Here is a 15,762-nt window from a genome sequence, read left to right on the forward strand (position 1 = left end):
GGGCGAGCTTCGTCTGCTTCAGGCGGAGCACATCCCGCAGTACAGCCACCCTGGTCACCTGCAGCGGCGGCAACGCCGGCACCGCTGCCGGTTACTGCACCGACGCCGGTTGCAGTGCCGGTGCTTGCACCAGCACTGCCGCCTACGCCGGCGTCTCCGGAGGCGTCGTTGAAGGTTCCGGGGGTGGAGGTGGCGCTTAGGAGGGGGCGGGTGGGGGTGCTGGAGGTTAGGGCTTGGGCTGCTTCGCGGGTGATGGGAGCGCCGAGGCCGGCCCGGCGGCGGGAGAGAGCGGCGGGCTGGGGTGCTTGGCCTGCCGACGTCGCCGGGCCGGCCGGCTGGGGTGATGACTCGGTGGGAACGCCTGGGCCGAGAGGGTCGGCCGCGCCGAGGTCTGAGGTGAGGTCAGCGAGGGTCGAGCGGCTGAGGTCCATGGGCGAAGAGACGGAGAGCAGGGTCGCAGCATCTGTACCGGTGACACCGGCCGGCGCGGCCACAGCGCTCGTACCGGCTGTAGCGCTCAGCCCGGCGACGTTCGGAGCAGCGGCGCCCAGCCCGGCGACGTTCGGAGCGATGGCGCTCAGCCCGGTGGCGCCCAGCCCGGTGGCGCTCCGAACGGCGGCGCCCAGCCCGGTGGCGTTCGGGGCGACGGCGCTCGGGGCGGAGGCGTTCGGGGCGACGGCGCTCGGGGCGGAGGCGCTCGGGGCGGAGGCGCTCGGGGCGGTGGCGTTTGGGGTGGTGGCGTTCGGGGTGGTCGAGGCGCTTTGTCCGGTGGGAGTCGTGCCGGATGGGGGCGCTGATCCGGACGGCGTGGGGGCTGCCGAGGCAGGGACTACGGGAAGTGCGCGTCGGGCGAGCGTGGGAGGTGGGGCGATGGTCTGGGCGTTGCCGGGCGCGGATGCAGTTGCTGTGGGCAACGAGGTGATGGCGGGGAGGGTGCCGAGCAGGCCAGTGGAGTCGTCCTGGGCAGGCGAAGTACCGGAGGTCACCGGACTGGGGAGGGAACTGGACGCAATCGGGGGTAAAGAACTCCCCACCCCACCGGATGACACGCGGCCGCGAGAGAAGGTGCTGCGGAGCGATTGGAAGGCTCGCACCAAGGGCGACTGCTCATCTGCCGGCGGTTGGCTGACCTCCAGGTCCGTCGTCGGCTGGAGAGGCTGGGGGGTGCCCGGTGTGACCAGGTTGCCCACCACGCCGCTCGGGGCCGTGGGGTCCAGCTGGTGAGAGAGTTCGCCGGTGAACGCCGGGGAGCGCCAGGACGGAATCCAGTCGCCGGTTGCCGGGCGCAAGGTCGAGGGGGCGTTGCCGATGGCACCGATCCCGGCCACTTAGTCCCCCTCGGTGATGCGGCGGTTGATTTTGGAGATTTCGTCGACGAAGCGCAGGCGGGCCGGGTGTTCCAGGTCGAGGATGTCGTTCAGGGGCCAGTGGAAGTGGTAGGCGACGTACGCGATCTCCTCCTGCAGCCGGTCGGTCGCGTACGTCAGGATTCCCCCAGGCGGCCGCCGGCGATGTCGACGGCGAAGGCCTGGCTGCAGGACGGGCAGGTGACCGAGGCGCGGGTGTGGCCCTCGGAGTTGATCCGGCGGTACAGGTCCTGCAGGAAGGCGACGTCCGAGGCGAACATGTTCTCCACTACTGAGCCGTCGATCCGCGCGACATCGCCCAAACGGGTGATCACCCGCGCGAGCAGGACGACGGTGGTGAAGGCCGGGTTCTCCTGCACGCGCGCGTCGTACAGCGGCAGCAGTTCGTCCCGCGCCGTCGCCAGCCGCATCGTCCCCGACTTGTGCACCCGCCCATCGCCATCGACGTACCCACGTGGCAGCTCGAAGTCGAACTCCGTCCGCATCCGCTCCGGTTCAGCAACAGCCGCCGAGGAAGATGCCGGTACTACGGCCGCGTCCGCGACCGCCGTACCGTGCGTCCTGCGCATCAGGCGTACTCCATCTCGTCCCAGCAGACCGTGAACTTCTCGGTCAGCGGCTCGGTCGAGCCGGCCTTGAGCGAACCACCGAGCTCGACGTCCTTGACCCAGACGTTGCGGAAGTTGAGCCGCTTGAGCTGCTGGCCGTCGGAGGTGTAGATGCACACCTCCGCGGTCTTGCGGGCACCCTTGATGTCGCCCTGCATGACGGACTTCAGCCAGTCGGTGACCGTCTTGGAGTCGGTCAGGCCCCGGGTGACGGTGAACTGGCCGGGCTTGGACCGGCCCATCACCTGGCGGGCGACGTACTTGCCGTCCTTGGCCTGCTCCTGGTAGCTGACCATGTCGACCTCGGCCTTGAGCCCGGAGACCTCGATGACGTACGGCACCTCGATCCCGTCGACCGAGACGCTGAAGGAATACGCGGTCGCCATGTCCATGGCGTCGGCGAGCGGCATGACAATCTCCTTGGATTAATGGGTGTTACTCGTTGACGAGACTGGTGCCGCCGGAGAACTGCGACAGCTGGAAGACGACGAACTCGGCTGGCTTGACCGGCGCGATCCCGATCTGGCACGTGACCTGGCCGGCGTCGATCGCCTCGGCCGGGTTGGTCTCCCGGTCGCACTTGACGAAGAACGCCTCGTCCGCGGTCAGCCCGAAGAGCGCGCCCTTGCGCCACTCGTTGATCAGGAACGAGCTGATCGTGCGCCGGATCCTGGCCCACAGGGCGTCGTCGTTCGGCTCGAAGACGACCCATTGGGTGCCGCCGAGGATGGATTCCTCCATGTAGTTGAACAGCCGGCGCACGTTGACGTAGCGCCAGGCCGGGTCGGACGACAGCGTGCGCGCGCCCCAGATCCGGATCCCGCGGCCGGGGAACGAGCGCAGGCAGTTCACCCCGATCGGGTTCAGCAGGTCGTGCTCGGCCTTGGTGATCTGGGTCTCCAGCGCGATCGCACCCCGGACCACCTCGTTGGCCGGCGCCTTGTGCACACCGCGCGTCTCGTCGGTCCGGGCCCAGATGCCGGCCGCGTGACCGGACGGCGGGACCAGGATGTTGCGCCCGGACGCCGGGTCGAAGGTCTTCGCCCAGGGCCAGTACAGGGCCGCGTACTTCGAGTCGTACCCGGCCTGGTTCATCCGCCAGTCCTTGATCTGCTGGGCGTTCAGCGCCGGCGGCGGGTCGAGGACCGCCATCCGGTTGCCCATCAGCTCGCAGTGCGTGATCACGGCCTGCTGGACCGAGTGCACGGTCTCCAGGTCGATCGCGCCCTGCTGGTACGCGCTCATCAGGTCGGGGACGGCGACGATGGTGACGTCCTCGATCGCCTCCAGCCCGGAGAAACCGGTGCGCTGGGCAACGTCTCCGACGTAGTCGTCCGCGCCGACTCCCTCGACCGCGGCCGGCGCCGGGGCGACCAGTTGCTTCTTGCCGTTGGCAACGGGTTCCAGCGCTGCGGAGGCGGCCAGCTCCTCGACCTTGACGGTCTTCGACTTGGCGTTCACCACGGTGGCGATGTTGACGGCCTTGTCCGCGCGGCGGTCCGGTACGACCGGGTCGTACTCCTCGGGCTGGCGGCCGTTGGCCCGGACGGTCAGCTTGACCGCGCCTTCGGGCGGGTTCTCGGCAGCCGTGTCGGACACCTCGATGGAGACGTCGGCGGGCTTGGCGCCATTGAGCTGGGCAACCACCTTGTAGTGCCCGAGCACGGTCTGCGGCGGTCCGGCCGGCAACTGCTTGGCGGCGTCAGCCGAGGTCGAATCCCCACCGATCCGGACGATGTACGCCGCCGAGCCGCCGTTCTGGATGTAGCCGAAGACAGCGTGCGCCAGGTAGGAGCCCTCGACGAAGTCACCGAAGGTCTGGGTGAACTGCGTCCAGTTGGTGATCAGGGTCGGGGTGTTCAGCGGGCCCTTCTCGGCGAAGCCGACGAACGCCGCAACCGCCGTGCCGACGCCTTCGATCGGCCGCTGCCCGGCCTCCACCTCCTCGACGTAAACACCGGGCGACAAGTACGTCGGCATGGTCACTCCTTCAGCTGGTCTGGTCTCGGATCAAGCGTTGCGGTCCGGCCGCGGAGCCGGTACGTCCTGCAGGTCCCAGCAGAGGGAAGCAAGGCCTGCACGTAAGGGCAATCACCAATCGACGCCGGTCCGCGGCGCGACGAAGGCTTCCTGGCCGAACTCCTCCTTGTACTGCGAGTTGCACCACCCCTTCGCCGGGCGGGGCTTCACCTCGGCCAGGTCGACGCCGGCCATCTTGGCCGTCTCCAGCGCCTTGTCCACCGCCTTCTCCCACAGCGGGTAGACGTGGTCGCGCAACTCGTTGAACGCGGTCACCATCACGATGACGCTGGGACTACTGAAGTGGAACCCGTCCCGTTTGGACCGCTCCGCGCCGATCAGCTGGAACTGACGCGTCTGATCGGCCTCGAACCCACGCAGGGCCGGCAGCATGCCCTCGAGGGCAGCCTTGGCACCAGCCTTCTCCCCCGCTGCCTGATCCTCCGCAGTAGGCACGGTCGTGACGGCAGGTGCGTCCACGCCACTGACCTCGACCCGGCGATTGATGATCGAACTGCGGGTCGCCAGTGCCCGCCGCTGCTCGGCCAGCCGGCCCAGCATCTCGCCCAGCGCGCTGGTGGTGAACTGATCCTTCTTGGCCTCGAGACCAGCGGTCAGCTTGTCCAGCTTCTTCAGGCTGCCGTCGATCGACTCCAGTGCTTCCTTGTTCTTGCCGCTGGTCTCCAACGCCGTCACCGGCTTCAGCGGATCACCGTCGACGAGCGAGTCGAAGACAGCCTTCTCCGCGGCCATGTCGTTCGGCCATTCGTACGCCTTGCCGCCCTCAGCGGATCCGGGCGACCGCACGATACTGGTGATCGCGGCCGCGGCGCCGTCGTGCTCAGCGGCGTACGCCGCCAAGGCGTCGGCGATCTTCTGCCGATCTCCACCAGAAGCCGCGACCGTGCGTCCGGTCGCCTGCCAAGCCGCGAAGTGCCGCGGCGAGGCCACCGGTTTCGACCACGCCTTTGAGTCCTGAGCGACTCCGAAGATGATCGAGAAGTCGTTGTCGTCCAGCTTCATCCCGGCGACATCGGTCTTCTCCTGCGCGACCTTCGCGCCACCGGTGACCAGGCCGACACCGAGCCCGACCGGTGTCTTGGACCAGGTCTCCTTGAGCTTGTCCCAGGTCGCGCCGAAGTCGGTCTCCGAGGTCGACTTGCTGATGTCGCCACTACCGACGTTGCCCGGCCCGACCTGCATGGCCGCGGTTTCCTTCTCCGAATAGCTCAGCTTGCCCCCGAGTGCGGAGACCGAGGCGCCACCGCCGGTACTACCGGTCACACTCGTCGTCGTCCCCGACTCGTCCTTCGTCACCGACCGGTCCAGGCTGTGCGTCTCGTCGATCCCCAACGACACACCGGCCACACCTGCGGTCACCGAATCCGAGGTGGACTCGCCGCTGGACGTCGTACTGGCGCTGATCAGATCGGGATGCTCGACGCCCAACTTGCGCAGGTCGGCGATCGTGGCGCGATCTGCGATCAGGGCGAAGTCGTCGTTGTAGTGCGAGTCCTTCGGATCGAGCGTGAAGGTGACCGACTCCCCCGCCTTGCTCGTCGAGCCGTGCGTATAGCCACCGCTGGCTGCCTCCATCGAGGCGGTACCACCGGCAGACCAGCCCTTGGTCGTCGCGACGCTGATCGTGATCACGACCTTGCCGCCCTTCACGGCGACCGTGCGCTTCAGCGTCTCGCCCGCGGTGACACCGCCCTCGGCCTTGAGCCCGAACCCGCCGCCGCTTCCCCCGCCACTCAGCTTGGCATCGGCCGTCCCACCGACCTCGAGATCGACGCTGTCGCCTTCGGCCATCGCCGCCGCGCCGGCCGGCGAGAAGGCTGCCGTCTTCAGTCCGCTCAGCAACTGCTGCGCATCGGCGTAACTGCCCTTGGCCGCCGCCCGGATCACGTCGAACTCCTTGCCCGCGCCGCCGGTTCCCTTGGCGTCCAGCGCGGCCAGGTACTTCTTCGTGTCCTCATCGCTGAGCAGGTGAACGAAGGTCCCGGTCAGCGAAGCGGACACGTTCGCTGATCCCGAGGCGTCAGAGTTCGTACCGGCCGCCGACTGCTCCCACTCCTTGCTCCCGGTCAGCCCCGCCTTCGCGCCGAGGTTGATGGTCAGGCTGACCTGGTACTGCGCCGGCTCCGACCCCTCGACCTTCTTGACGTCGACGACGAACTTGCCGTCCATCCCGACCGTCTGCCCGGTCTTGACGCCGCTCTTGCTCGTCTGGCCCAGACCCGCAGTCGCCGACTTGTACGCACCAGCACCGTCTGGACCGGCGATGACTCCCTGCGCGGAGGTCTTGGTCACCTCGGTGCCGGTCTGGCTGGTCGTGATCGATCGCTCGGTCCCGAGCTTGCCATCGCCCCGCTTGACCCCGAAGCTCTCCTTCGTACCGGCCTTGTAGTCGCCCAGCTCGACGTTGCTCTCGCTGGTCCTGGACCAGCCCGAGGTGTCGTACTTGTTCGAGACGGAGCTGCTCGTCTTGGTCGTGCCGCCCTCGCTGTCGACCTCGGTGGTGTCGCTGCTGATCCCGGACGTGTACGCCGGACCGCCGGAGCCCAGCTCGAACTTCTGGCTCTTCCCGCTCACCGTGGTGTTCTGGCCCTGGGTCAGCGTCGTCTTGTCGTCGACCTTCAGCGCCCAGCCCGACGCGTCCACCGTGTTCTTACTGACCTTCTGGTTGCTCGCGGCAACATCTGCGGTAGCGCCCCGCCGGGCCAGCAGCTCGTTCAGCTGCCCGTCCGCGACGCCGGGCTGGTCCAGCAGCAACAGGTCGGCATCCGCCTTGGCATAGGCGTCGAGAGCGCGTTCCTGCCTGGCGGTGAGCTCTGCCTTCGCCTCCTTTCCGCGCTCGGTGATCTCCTTGCTCTCCTCAAGCCCCTCGAGTTCGAGGAGCAGTTCCTCGCGTTCCTGATAGTCCCGCAGCAACTGCTCCTTGAGTTCGAGCAGGGGTAGACGCAACTGCCCGGCCTGCTGGCGTACATCGACCATCGCCTGGTTTCCCGCCGCGCTTCGCATGTCCGCCGGCAGGGTGTCTGGGTTCGCATCCGTGGTCGACCGCGTGGCGGGAGTCGGCGCGACGTCGTAGGGGTCCATCACCGTACTCCGGGTGAAGGTGGCAGCCGGCCGAGCTTGGTGTACTCGTGATCCACGGCGGTGATCAGGTCGGCCATCGTGACCGCTCGCCCGGCCGCGGCCGCGTAGTACGCCGCAGTGACGACGGCCGACCGGATGTCGCCGCCGGCAAGGTCGAAGGCTCCGGCGAGCACGGACAGGTCGAGCGACGGGTCGCGCGGTACTGCGTTGCCGAGGCAGCGGTCCCAGAGCAGCAGCCGCTGATCCTCGTCCGGCTGGGGGAAATGCACGACCATGTCGAGCCGGCGGCTGAACGCGTCGTCGAGGTTGGCGCGCAGGTTGGTGGTGAGGATCGCGAGGCCGTCGAAACTCTCCATCCGCTGGAGCAGGTAGGCGACCTCGACGTTCGCATAGCGATCGCGCGCGTCCTGGACATCGGACCGCTTGCCGAAGATCGCGTCCGCTTCGTCGAACAGCAGCACCCCGTTCACGCCGGTCGCCTCGGTGAAGATCCGTTCGAGGTTCTTCTCGGTCTCACCGATGTACTTGTCGATCACGGTCGCCAGGTCGACGACGTACAGATCGACGCCGAGCTCACGCGCGATCACCTCGGCCGACAGCGTCTTGCCGGTGCCGGATTCGCCGGTGAACAAGGCGGATACGCCCGCTCCGCGACCGCCACCCGGACGCATTCCCCAGCCGCGGATCACCTGCTCGCGATGCCGCGCACGAATCGCGAGTTCGCGCAGCCGATCGAGTTGGTCGTCCGGCAGCACGAGGTCGTCCCACGAGACGGCGGGGATGATCCGGCGCGACAACCGCTCCAGCCCGGCGCCGTTCTGCGACCGCGCGCCGGCCCGCAGGATCTCCCCGTTCACCAGTACGCCGTCCAGCGCCGCCCTCGTGCCGGCCGCCTCGGCGGTCCGGGCGATCTGGTCGACGTCGAGCCGGAAGGTGGCGGTCTCCGCGGCTGCGTCCAGGTCCGAGGTGGTCGACTCGGGCGGCAGCATCGCGTGCCACAGAGTCGCACTCTGGCTCGCGGTCAGCGACGGCGCATCCAGTACGGCCGGTACGACGGCCGACCACGACGGGTCCCACGTGGGTGTGCCGATGAATACGACGGGGACGGGCGCGACTGTGAGTGCGCGCAGGACGTCGGGCCTGATCGATTCGACCGGGGCGGCCAGGATGCCGGCGGATCTGAGTCGGGCGTGGCGGGCCGTCGTACGGGCGAAGGAGACTGCATCGACGTCGGCCGGGAGGCGGGCCAGGTCGAGGGAGAGGACGCCGAGGCCGAGTTTGGCGAAGGCAGTCGCGGCCAGGCCTTTGGCGGCGCTCCCCGGCTTCTCGCGCAGGTAGACGGGCTGGCCGGGGCGCAGTACGCGGACCAACTGCTCGGTCGAGTTCTCGAGCTCGCTGTAGACGACGAGGGGTGACGGCAGGACGAGATCGTGCAGCGCGGGCTCGGTCGCGTAACCGCCGATCAGGTACGCCGTCACTTGGTCCGGGACCCGGATTGCCCTGGTCAGGAAGGGACGAGCCGGATCTTCCAGCTCGATCAGCCCACCCGCGATCAACGGTGCCGAGATGTCGAAGCGGGCTCGCGCTCCAGCGTCGGCCGAAGGGATCGCGAGCAGGTCGAGCGCGAGTCGCGGGGTCGCGCGGCGCCGCGACACGTCGTCGTTGAGGTAGCCGTAGAGCTGCTCGAAGCGCGCGTCGAGATCGGGCGCGACCGCGATGAGCAGGATCTCGACGTCGAGGTCGGTCAGGCCGAACGAGCGGATCAGGCCGCGCAGGCGGGGCGTCGTACCGTCCGCCTCCATCGCGTCGCCGGCCGCCTCGACCTCGGCCAGCTTCCCGGCGAGGTCATCGGGAACCCCGACCGGTCGGCCTGCCAACAGACTCTCGACGGCGGCTGGAGTCAGGAACAGACCACGAAACGCGTCGTCGGGCGCCGGGTCGAGCGGCTTGCGGAGCGCGACGAGCGCCCGGACGCGCTCCTCGACCAGCGCCAGCCGGCCGAGGAGGTAGCTGAGTCCCGCGGTCACTCGACCGCCTGATCCAGGTCGGCAAGCTCGACCTGCAACGGCTCGACGATCGCCGGTCCGGCAGCGGTCAGGCGACCGGCCTCGATCGGCAACGAGAGCACGACATCGATCGACGGCCGCAGCTCACCGCCGAGCGCGGACCAGACGTCGGCGAAGGAACGGTCGTCCTCGGGCGGCAGACCGATCGCGAGCCCCACCGGAGAAGGTGCTTCAGGCAACAAATCCGCCGGTACCACGTCATGCACCAGCAAGGTGTCGAGCAACTGGCCGAGCAGCCGGTGCTCGTCCTCGGCCCGCTGACCCCAGACGCTCAGCAGGTAGAACAGCCGGAAGATCCGCGGCGGCGTCTGCCGGGCGACGACCCGGCCGCTCTCGTTGAACCGTGACACCAGGCCGCTCGACCGGCGACGGGTGTCCTCGCGGATGTCGTACAGGAACAGGTTCACGGCCGGTCCGTTGCGCTTGCCGGCCCACTCCTTCGTCGGCGGATCGAACACCACCTGCACCCGCGCGGCGTCGAGCAGCTCACGGCGCAGCAGGGCGGCCAGGGCACCGTCGGCTTCGGAGATCACTGTGCCAAGCTAAGTTCCGGCGGCGATCGCGGGCAGGTGCGCGAGCGCCGTACGAAGGGTCCGGCTGGCTGCCCCATCAGGCAGCCGGATGCTGCCGGAACCCTGTGGTTGGGGCCATTGCGCGGTTGGGCAGACACTGCTGCCCCGCAGGCGGCGCGGCGCGCTCTGCCCGCCGGACCGCCACGACGGTTTGCTGGTCGGCGTGAGCCGTATTCCGCGTGTCCCGACCGCGATCGTCGCCGCTGCCGCCCTCCTGACGGCAGGCCTCGCCGTGCTCTCCTTCGGCCGGAACGCCTCGGCCGCGCAGGAGACCCCGGACTTCGTCCTCGCCTCCTCCGGCCTGGGCAACGCGTTCTCCTACCGCTCCGCGATCAGCAGCGACGGCCGGTACGTCGCCTACCAGAGCATCGAGAGCGACAAACTCAAGCTGCGCCTGCGGGACGTCACCAGCGACCAGACCTTCGAGCTCCCCACCAACGACACCGAGGCCAGTACGCCGTCGGTCTCGGGCGACGCCGGTCTGGTCAGCTTCATCGGCGACGTCGCCGGCGGCACCCAGTCGCAGCCCAAGGACCCGGACATCTACGTCGTCGACCGGCGGACTCCCGACGCTCCGAAGGTCAAGCCGGTGACCGAGACGGCGAACGACCTGCCGTACCAGCGCATGGTCCACTGCGCGATCAACACCGGCGACGGCGACGACTCCGGCTGCGAGCCCCAGCTGTCGAGGGACGGCACCACGCTGGTCGCTCCGGTCGTTCAGTCGGTCGACTCGCCGCGGCTCAGCCTGGGGATCCCCGGTATGAACCTGAACACCGACCGTGGACTGCTCCCGATGATGGACAACTTCTACCTCGGCGAGTCCACCCTCACTGTCACCAACAAGGGCACCCTGCCGATCGTCTACCCCGAGACCGGGCCGACGATCGAAGGCCCCGGCTTCAGCGTCCAGAGCACCACCTGTGCGAACACGCTGGCTGCCGGCGCCAGCTGCACCGTCACCGTCCACTCCGACGCCGTTGGCCAGTGCGGCTCCCAGAACTTCGGCCAGCTCCGGCTGCCGGCGACCACGAGTGGTGGTCAGACGGCCGTCAGCCTGCTCGACTTCGGCCAATGCCTTCTGCTGAAGGCCTTCCCACCGCCCGCGCAGGCTGCGGCGGCTCCGGACTGCACCGGGCCGAGCCAGTACAAGTGGGGCCTGCCGATCGGTGACGACCCGACGGTCGCCAGCGAAGGACATCCGATCCGCGTGTTCGGTGTCGGCGCCGTCCCCGCCAACGAGCTGGGCATCACCGCACTGAACATCCAGAACTACTCGGACACGCCGCAGGTTCCGCTGCTGACTTCTCCCGGCTGTCAGCTCAAGCTCGTTCTGCCGGCCGACGCCGACCCGGCGACGAGCTGCAAGCCCGGCGAGCCGATCGCCCCGCAGACCGGCTGCACGGCGTACGTCGAGTACATGTTCCCCGACGTCGCGCCTTTCCTCGGTACGCTGCGGGTCGCGGGCTCAGCGACGTACCGGATCAGCGGTCACGCCACCCGGCGAGCGGTCGCGGCCTGGCGGGATCCGGGGGCCGCAGGCAACTTCGGGCCCGCGCAGCTGGTGAGTGTCCAGGGCACCGACAACGTTGCGATGGACGCGACCGGCCCGACGGTGTCGGCGAACGGGCGGTGGGTCGGCTTCACTTCGGTGGCCTCGCTCGGCCGTCCGGACGTGGACCCGAACGCCGCTCAGTCGCCGACTCAGGTCTACCTGCACGACACCGATGCGGACGGCGACGGCACGCACAAGCCAGGCCAGACCGTGCTGGCGTCGCTGAAGGCCGACGGGTCGTTGCCACTGACGGCGGACGAAGGGTCGGTCTCCGACGACGGAAGCCGGATCGCCTTCACCAGTTGGGAACCGACGACCGGAGCACCGAACCAGGACCACTTCAAGCAGGTCTACGTCCGGGACCGGGCCACCAGCCGCAGCATCCTCGCGTCGGCCGGTCCGGACGGGACCAGCGCCGACGAGTGGACCGACAATCCGCGGCTGTCCGGCGACGGCGGCACGGTCGTCTACCGGTCCGGCGCGTCGAACCTAGGCGTCGGTGACCTGGCCGGCGGCCGGATCATCGCGCGCGATCTGACCAAGGACCTGGCCGGCGGCCGCGGCGCCAACGAGCTGATCTCGGTCCGCGCGGACGGCCTCGGCCGCAACGGCTCCGACCGCTTCCCGAGCGTCAGCCAGGACGGAACCCAGGTCGCCTTCGCCAGCAACGACTCGATGCTCACCAGCGACAACACCAACGGCGACAACGACCCGGACGTCTACCACGCCCGGCGGTCAGGCAGCGTCACGATCGCCCCGGATCCCCTGGACTTCGGCACCGTCAAGGTCGGCGCCGCGAGTGGCACGCAACCGTTGACGCTGACCAACGACCGGCTGGCCCCGGTACGGTTCGCGAAACCGGATCTCTACAACCCGCGCGAGTTCTCGCTCGCCGGCGACCAGTGCACCGGCATGATCCTGCGGCCGGGGCAGAGCTGTTCGTACCTGCTCACCTTCCATCCCGCGTACGTCGGTCCGCGGTCTGAACGGTTCGCGGCGGACACCGACGGCGGCGCCCAGCCGACCTACGTGCAGACCACGCTGCAGGGCGCCGGGAGCAGCGATGCGCGGACGCCCGGTGAGACGTCGCACGTGTCGACGAACGAGGGCCGGCACACCGATCCGTCGATCAGCGACAACGGTCAGTTCGTCGCGTACAAGACCAGTCCCGAGAACCCCGACGCGCCGGCCGAGCAGATCAACGTCAAGGATCAGGCGACCAAGCAGATCACCCAGTTCGCCTCCCACGACCGTGTCGGCCCGACGACGATCTCGGCGGACGGGACGCGGGTCGGGTACAACGCCGTCGACAGCGCCGCGCAGCCCGGGGACGGCAAACGCCACCGGACGATGGTCGCCGACAAGGCGGGTACGCATCCGATCAGCGGCACCGAGACCGACCTGCGCTACCAGCGCTCCGCGGAGTGCAATCGCCGCGAGGCCGGTGACAGCGATCGGCAATGCCGCCCGGCGCTGTCCGGCGACGGCAAGACGGTCGCCTATCCCGCCCACTTGGATCCGCGGGCGAACTGGCTGAAGCTCGAGGTCAGCACCGGGAGCCAGGACCCGGTCGATGTGTACGACGTCATCGACTTCGGCACTTCGTCGGCCGGCCAGAAGCTCACCGTGACTACCGATCGGCCGATCCGCTTCACCGGTCCGCCGACGACCGATCCCGACTCGGGTTTCATCGTCGCGGACGGCAGCACTTGTACCGGCGTACTGGAGGCCGGCGCCAGCTGCACGGCCGAGCTCTACCACCAGGCCTGCGGCGGGAAGCTCACCGGCGTACTGCGGCTGCAGGGTGCGACTCCTGATGGCCAGACGGCCATTCCGTTGATGAGTGACGACACCTGTATCCACTTGACCGGTGGCGAGGTCGACAAGCCGAAGGTGCGGGCGGCGGACTGCACACCGATCCCGCCGGCGCCCTACACCCCGTACGCGTCGGGCGGCGGCAAGACCAACGCGGACAATCCGCTGGTCAGCGACTCGTCCGAGGTCGGCACGGCCAACTACATGGCGACCGTGGTCGGCGGCGTGGCGACGGACCAGACCCTGAAGTTCCAGTCCGGTTGCGACTTCGGCCTGGTCCAGGTGACCGAACCCGATCCGGACAAGCCCAAGCCCTGTGTCAACGGGCAGGTGCTCCCGGCGAACACCACCTGCACCGCTGTGATCGGCTTCCGGCCCGAGGCCGCCGACGTCTCGTCGGCCACCCTGTATGCGTCGGGCGGGACCAGCACCCTGTACCGCTTCACGTCGCGCGGGTTCCAGGACGTCGTACTGACCCGGACGGATCCGGCCGGCGACGGGTCCTTCTCGGGTCCGGTCCGGATCGGCAGCCGGGACGACGCGGGACAGCCCATCGATGGGACCGAGCCGTCGCTGTCGGCCGACGGGCGCTACCTGGCGTTCGCGTCGTCGGCGATCATCGGCCGGCCGGCCGGGTTCAGCGATCAGGTCTACCGGCGTGATCTGGTCTCCGGTCGCACGATCCTGGTGTCGCAGATGCCCGACGGCGAGGTCTCGACCAAGGGTGCGTTCGCGCCGTCGCTGTCCGCCTCCGGCGACCGGGTCGCGTTCGTCACCGACGGCTATCGCAACCACGGTTTCGCCGCCAAGAGCAAGCCGACCGCTCGCGAGGCTTATGTGGCCCGCAAGAAGGCTGCGGCGGTCAAGGCGGACGACAATCCCTTGTACTACCCGAGCGAGGTCTGGGCCCGGGACATCGGTTCGGGCAAGACCGTGCTCGTGTCGGCTGCTTCGGGGAAGCCGACCACCGAAGGCGACGGCTTCAGCTGGGACCCCTCGCTGTCCGATGACGGGTCGACGGTCGGCTACACCTCGACCGCGGACGATCTGGTCACCGAGGCCGGCAACAACGGGGACGCGGTCTACGTGCGCAATCTGGACCCGGACTTCTCCGGCGCAGCGGTGGCCGAGCGCTTCAACGAACGCGTCTCGCTGACGGCCGACGGCGCAGTACCTCAGGACGAGGGCGACAGCGACGCGGCGGCGCTCAGCTCCGACGGCGCCTTCACGGCCTTCGACTCCACGTCGAAGCTGGCTGGCACCGACACCGACGACTACCGGGACGTCTACGTACGCCGCCGGCCGGCCCAGCTCGTGATCGAGCCGGTGTCGGTGAACTTCGGTGGGGTGCAGGTGGGCAAGACGTCGAGTGCGCGGGAGTTGATGGTGCGCAACCTCGGACCTGGGCCGGTGGCTGCTGGGCCGTCGAAGGTCGATCCGCCGTTCGCTGCCGGTACGCATGTTTGCAAGGTGACGTTGCATCGGGGCGAGAGCTGCACGGTCGACGCGCGCTTCGTGCCTGTGGTGGCGGGAACGGTCAACGGGGTGCTCACGTTGCCGAGCACGCAGGGGTACTTGGCTGGGCCGTCGGTCTCGGCCGGGCTGACCGGCACGGGTACGACGGTGCCGCCGGTCGCGGGGTTCAGCGTCGTACCAGGGAAGCTTGCCTTTGGTTCGTCGGAGGCCGGTAAGGCCGGGCCGGCGTCGAAGGTGACGTTGCGGAACACGGGTCAGGTCGCGCTGTCTGTCGCGGCCGGACTGACCTCGGCGGGCGACTTCGGAGTGGACGACACCGCCTGTACGACGTTGATGCCGGGGGCAACTTGTGACTTTCCGGTCAGCTTCGTGGCCCGGAAGGCGGGGGCGCGGGTCGGGTCGATCCTGTTCCGGCCGAGGTCGCAGGATCCGCTGGTCAAGAGTCCTGCTGATGTGACGGTGGGGCTGAGCGGTGTCGGGGTGGGCAAGCCCGGAGCGGCGGTGGCCTCGATGACGGTGACGCCGAAGCTGCTGGTCTTCGGCCCGCAGATCCTCACGACGGCGAGTGCTCCGCAGGCGGTGGTCGTCACCAACACGGGGAACGTGCCGCTGAACGTCAGCGGGCTGACCGCGGCGCGCGACTTCACTGCTGCTACGGCTGTTGCTTGCCGGACGCTGTTGCCCGGGCAGGCTTGCCAGGTCGCTGTGCGGTTCGTACCGCGGGCGCTTGGTACGCAGGCTGGCGCGGTGATGGTCTCTGCGACTGCTACAGGGGCTGCTGCTCCGTTCCCGGCGTTGGTGCGGATGTCGGGGGCTACTGCGGTGCCGACGCTGGTTGTCGAGCCGCCGGTGGTTCGGCCCGGGCAGATCGTGCTGGCGACTGGTACCAACTTCCCACCGGGGCAGGCGGCGGTACTGGCTTGGAAGAACGGGCTGGGGACGCAGAAGGTGGTTGCTGACAAGGCTGGGCGGTTCCAGGACGCAGTACTGGTGTTCCGGCGGGACGTGCTGGGGCAGCGGTTCCTCACGGCAACGATGGCGGCTCAGCCGGTGCCGGTGCTGAGTGCTCCGGTGCTGGTAATGCCGCTCGGCCCGCAGCCCCCGAACTTCGTCCTCCGCTGGTGAGGACAGCACGGTGCCGGACAGCAAAGGGCCGGACCGGGCTGAGCCCGGTCCGGCCGT

The 15,762-nt window shown here is 69.0% G+C and carries 9 protein-coding genes and 1 pseudogene; 2 read left to right on the forward strand and 8 right to left on the reverse strand.

Annotated features, from left to right (window positions below; translation table 11 throughout):
- Positions 1-431, reverse strand: a pseudogene (locus tag ABD116_RS06495) (hypothetical protein); the annotation flags it as partial.
- Between ABD116_RS06495 and ABD116_RS06500 the strand changes: the two are divergent.
- Entirely contained in the window at positions 430-1,224 is a 795-nt protein-coding gene (locus ABD116_RS06500; RefSeq protein ID WP_343965870.1) for a hypothetical protein, read from the forward strand. The pseudogene ABD116_RS06495 and the gene ABD116_RS06500 sit on opposite strands and share 2 nt — an antisense overlap.
- 104 nt (positions 1,225-1,328) lie before the next feature.
- On the opposite strand, the gene ABD116_RS06505 is transcribed toward ABD116_RS06500, so the two are convergent.
- The 7 genes from ABD116_RS06505 to ABD116_RS06535 form a co-directional block, all read right to left on the reverse strand.
- Positions 1,329-1,547, reverse strand: coding sequence for a DUF6760 family protein (locus ABD116_RS06505; protein ID WP_343966599.1), 219 nt, complete (start codon positions 1,545-1,547; stop codon positions 1,329-1,331).
- The gene (locus ABD116_RS06510; protein ID WP_343965872.1) at positions 1,484-1,936 is read right to left on the reverse strand and encodes a hypothetical protein; all 453 of its coding nucleotides are present in this window, start codon (positions 1,934-1,936) and stop codon (positions 1,484-1,486) included. Before ABD116_RS06510 ends, ABD116_RS06505 begins: the two co-directional genes overlap by 64 nt.
- The gene (locus ABD116_RS06515; RefSeq protein WP_343965874.1) at positions 1,936-2,385 is read right to left on the reverse strand and encodes a phage tail protein; all 450 of its coding nucleotides are present in this window, start codon (positions 2,383-2,385) and stop codon (positions 1,936-1,938) included. The genes ABD116_RS06510 and ABD116_RS06515 overlap by 1 nt, the downstream gene beginning before the upstream one ends.
- A gap of 25 nt (positions 2,386-2,410) precedes the next feature.
- Complete coding sequence (locus ABD116_RS06520) at positions 2,411-3,955, reverse strand: phage tail sheath family protein (protein WP_343965877.1); 1,545 nt, start codon at positions 3,953-3,955, stop codon at positions 2,411-2,413.
- Between the two features lie 111 nt (positions 3,956-4,066).
- Entirely contained in the window at positions 4,067-7,096 is a 3,030-nt protein-coding gene (locus tag ABD116_RS06525; protein WP_343965879.1) for a hypothetical protein, read from the reverse strand.
- Positions 7,096-9,123: an ATP-binding protein gene (locus tag ABD116_RS06530; RefSeq protein WP_343965881.1), complete on the reverse strand. Its 2,028-nt coding sequence runs from the start codon at positions 9,121-9,123 to the stop codon at positions 7,096-7,098. The genes ABD116_RS06525 and ABD116_RS06530 overlap by 1 nt, the downstream gene beginning before the upstream one ends.
- Positions 9,120-9,695 (reverse strand): Pvc16 family protein, encoded by a 576-nt coding sequence (locus ABD116_RS06535; RefSeq protein WP_343965883.1) that lies wholly within the window; start codon positions 9,693-9,695, stop codon positions 9,120-9,122. Before ABD116_RS06535 ends, ABD116_RS06530 begins: the two co-directional genes overlap by 4 nt.
- Positions 9,696-9,897: 202 nt before the next feature.
- On the opposite strand from ABD116_RS06535, the gene ABD116_RS06540 reads away from it, so the two are divergent.
- Positions 9,898-15,705, forward strand: a complete 5,808-nt coding sequence (locus tag ABD116_RS06540; RefSeq protein ID WP_343965886.1) for a choice-of-anchor D domain-containing protein — start codon at positions 9,898-9,900, stop codon at positions 15,703-15,705.
- The last annotated feature ends 57 nt before the right edge of the window (positions 15,706-15,762 follow it).

It is taken from the genome of Kribbella koreensis, from assembly GCF_039525325.1.
Lineage (GTDB): Bacteria > Actinomycetota > Actinomycetes > Propionibacteriales > Kribbellaceae > Kribbella > Kribbella koreensis.

Bases quoted from the DNA above. Each gene is read 5' to 3' on its own strand.
- ABD116_RS06510 (WP_343965872.1), bottom strand. From the start codon at position 1,936: ATGCGCAGGACGCACGGTACGGCGGTCGCGGACGCGGCCGTAGTACCG.
- ABD116_RS06500 (WP_343965870.1), top strand. From the start codon at position 430: ATGGGCGAAGAGACGGAGAGCAGGGTCGCAGCATCTGTACCGGTGACA.
- ABD116_RS06515 (WP_343965874.1), bottom strand. From the start codon at position 2,385: ATGCCGCTCGCCGACGCCATGGACATGGCGACCGCGTATTCCTTCAGC.
- ABD116_RS06525 (WP_343965879.1), bottom strand. From the start codon at position 7,096: ATGGACCCCTACGACGTCGCGCCGACTCCCGCCACGCGGTCGACCACG.
- ABD116_RS06520 (WP_343965877.1), bottom strand. From the start codon at position 3,955: ATGCCGACGTACTTGTCGCCCGGTGTTTACGTCGAGGAGGTGGAGGCC.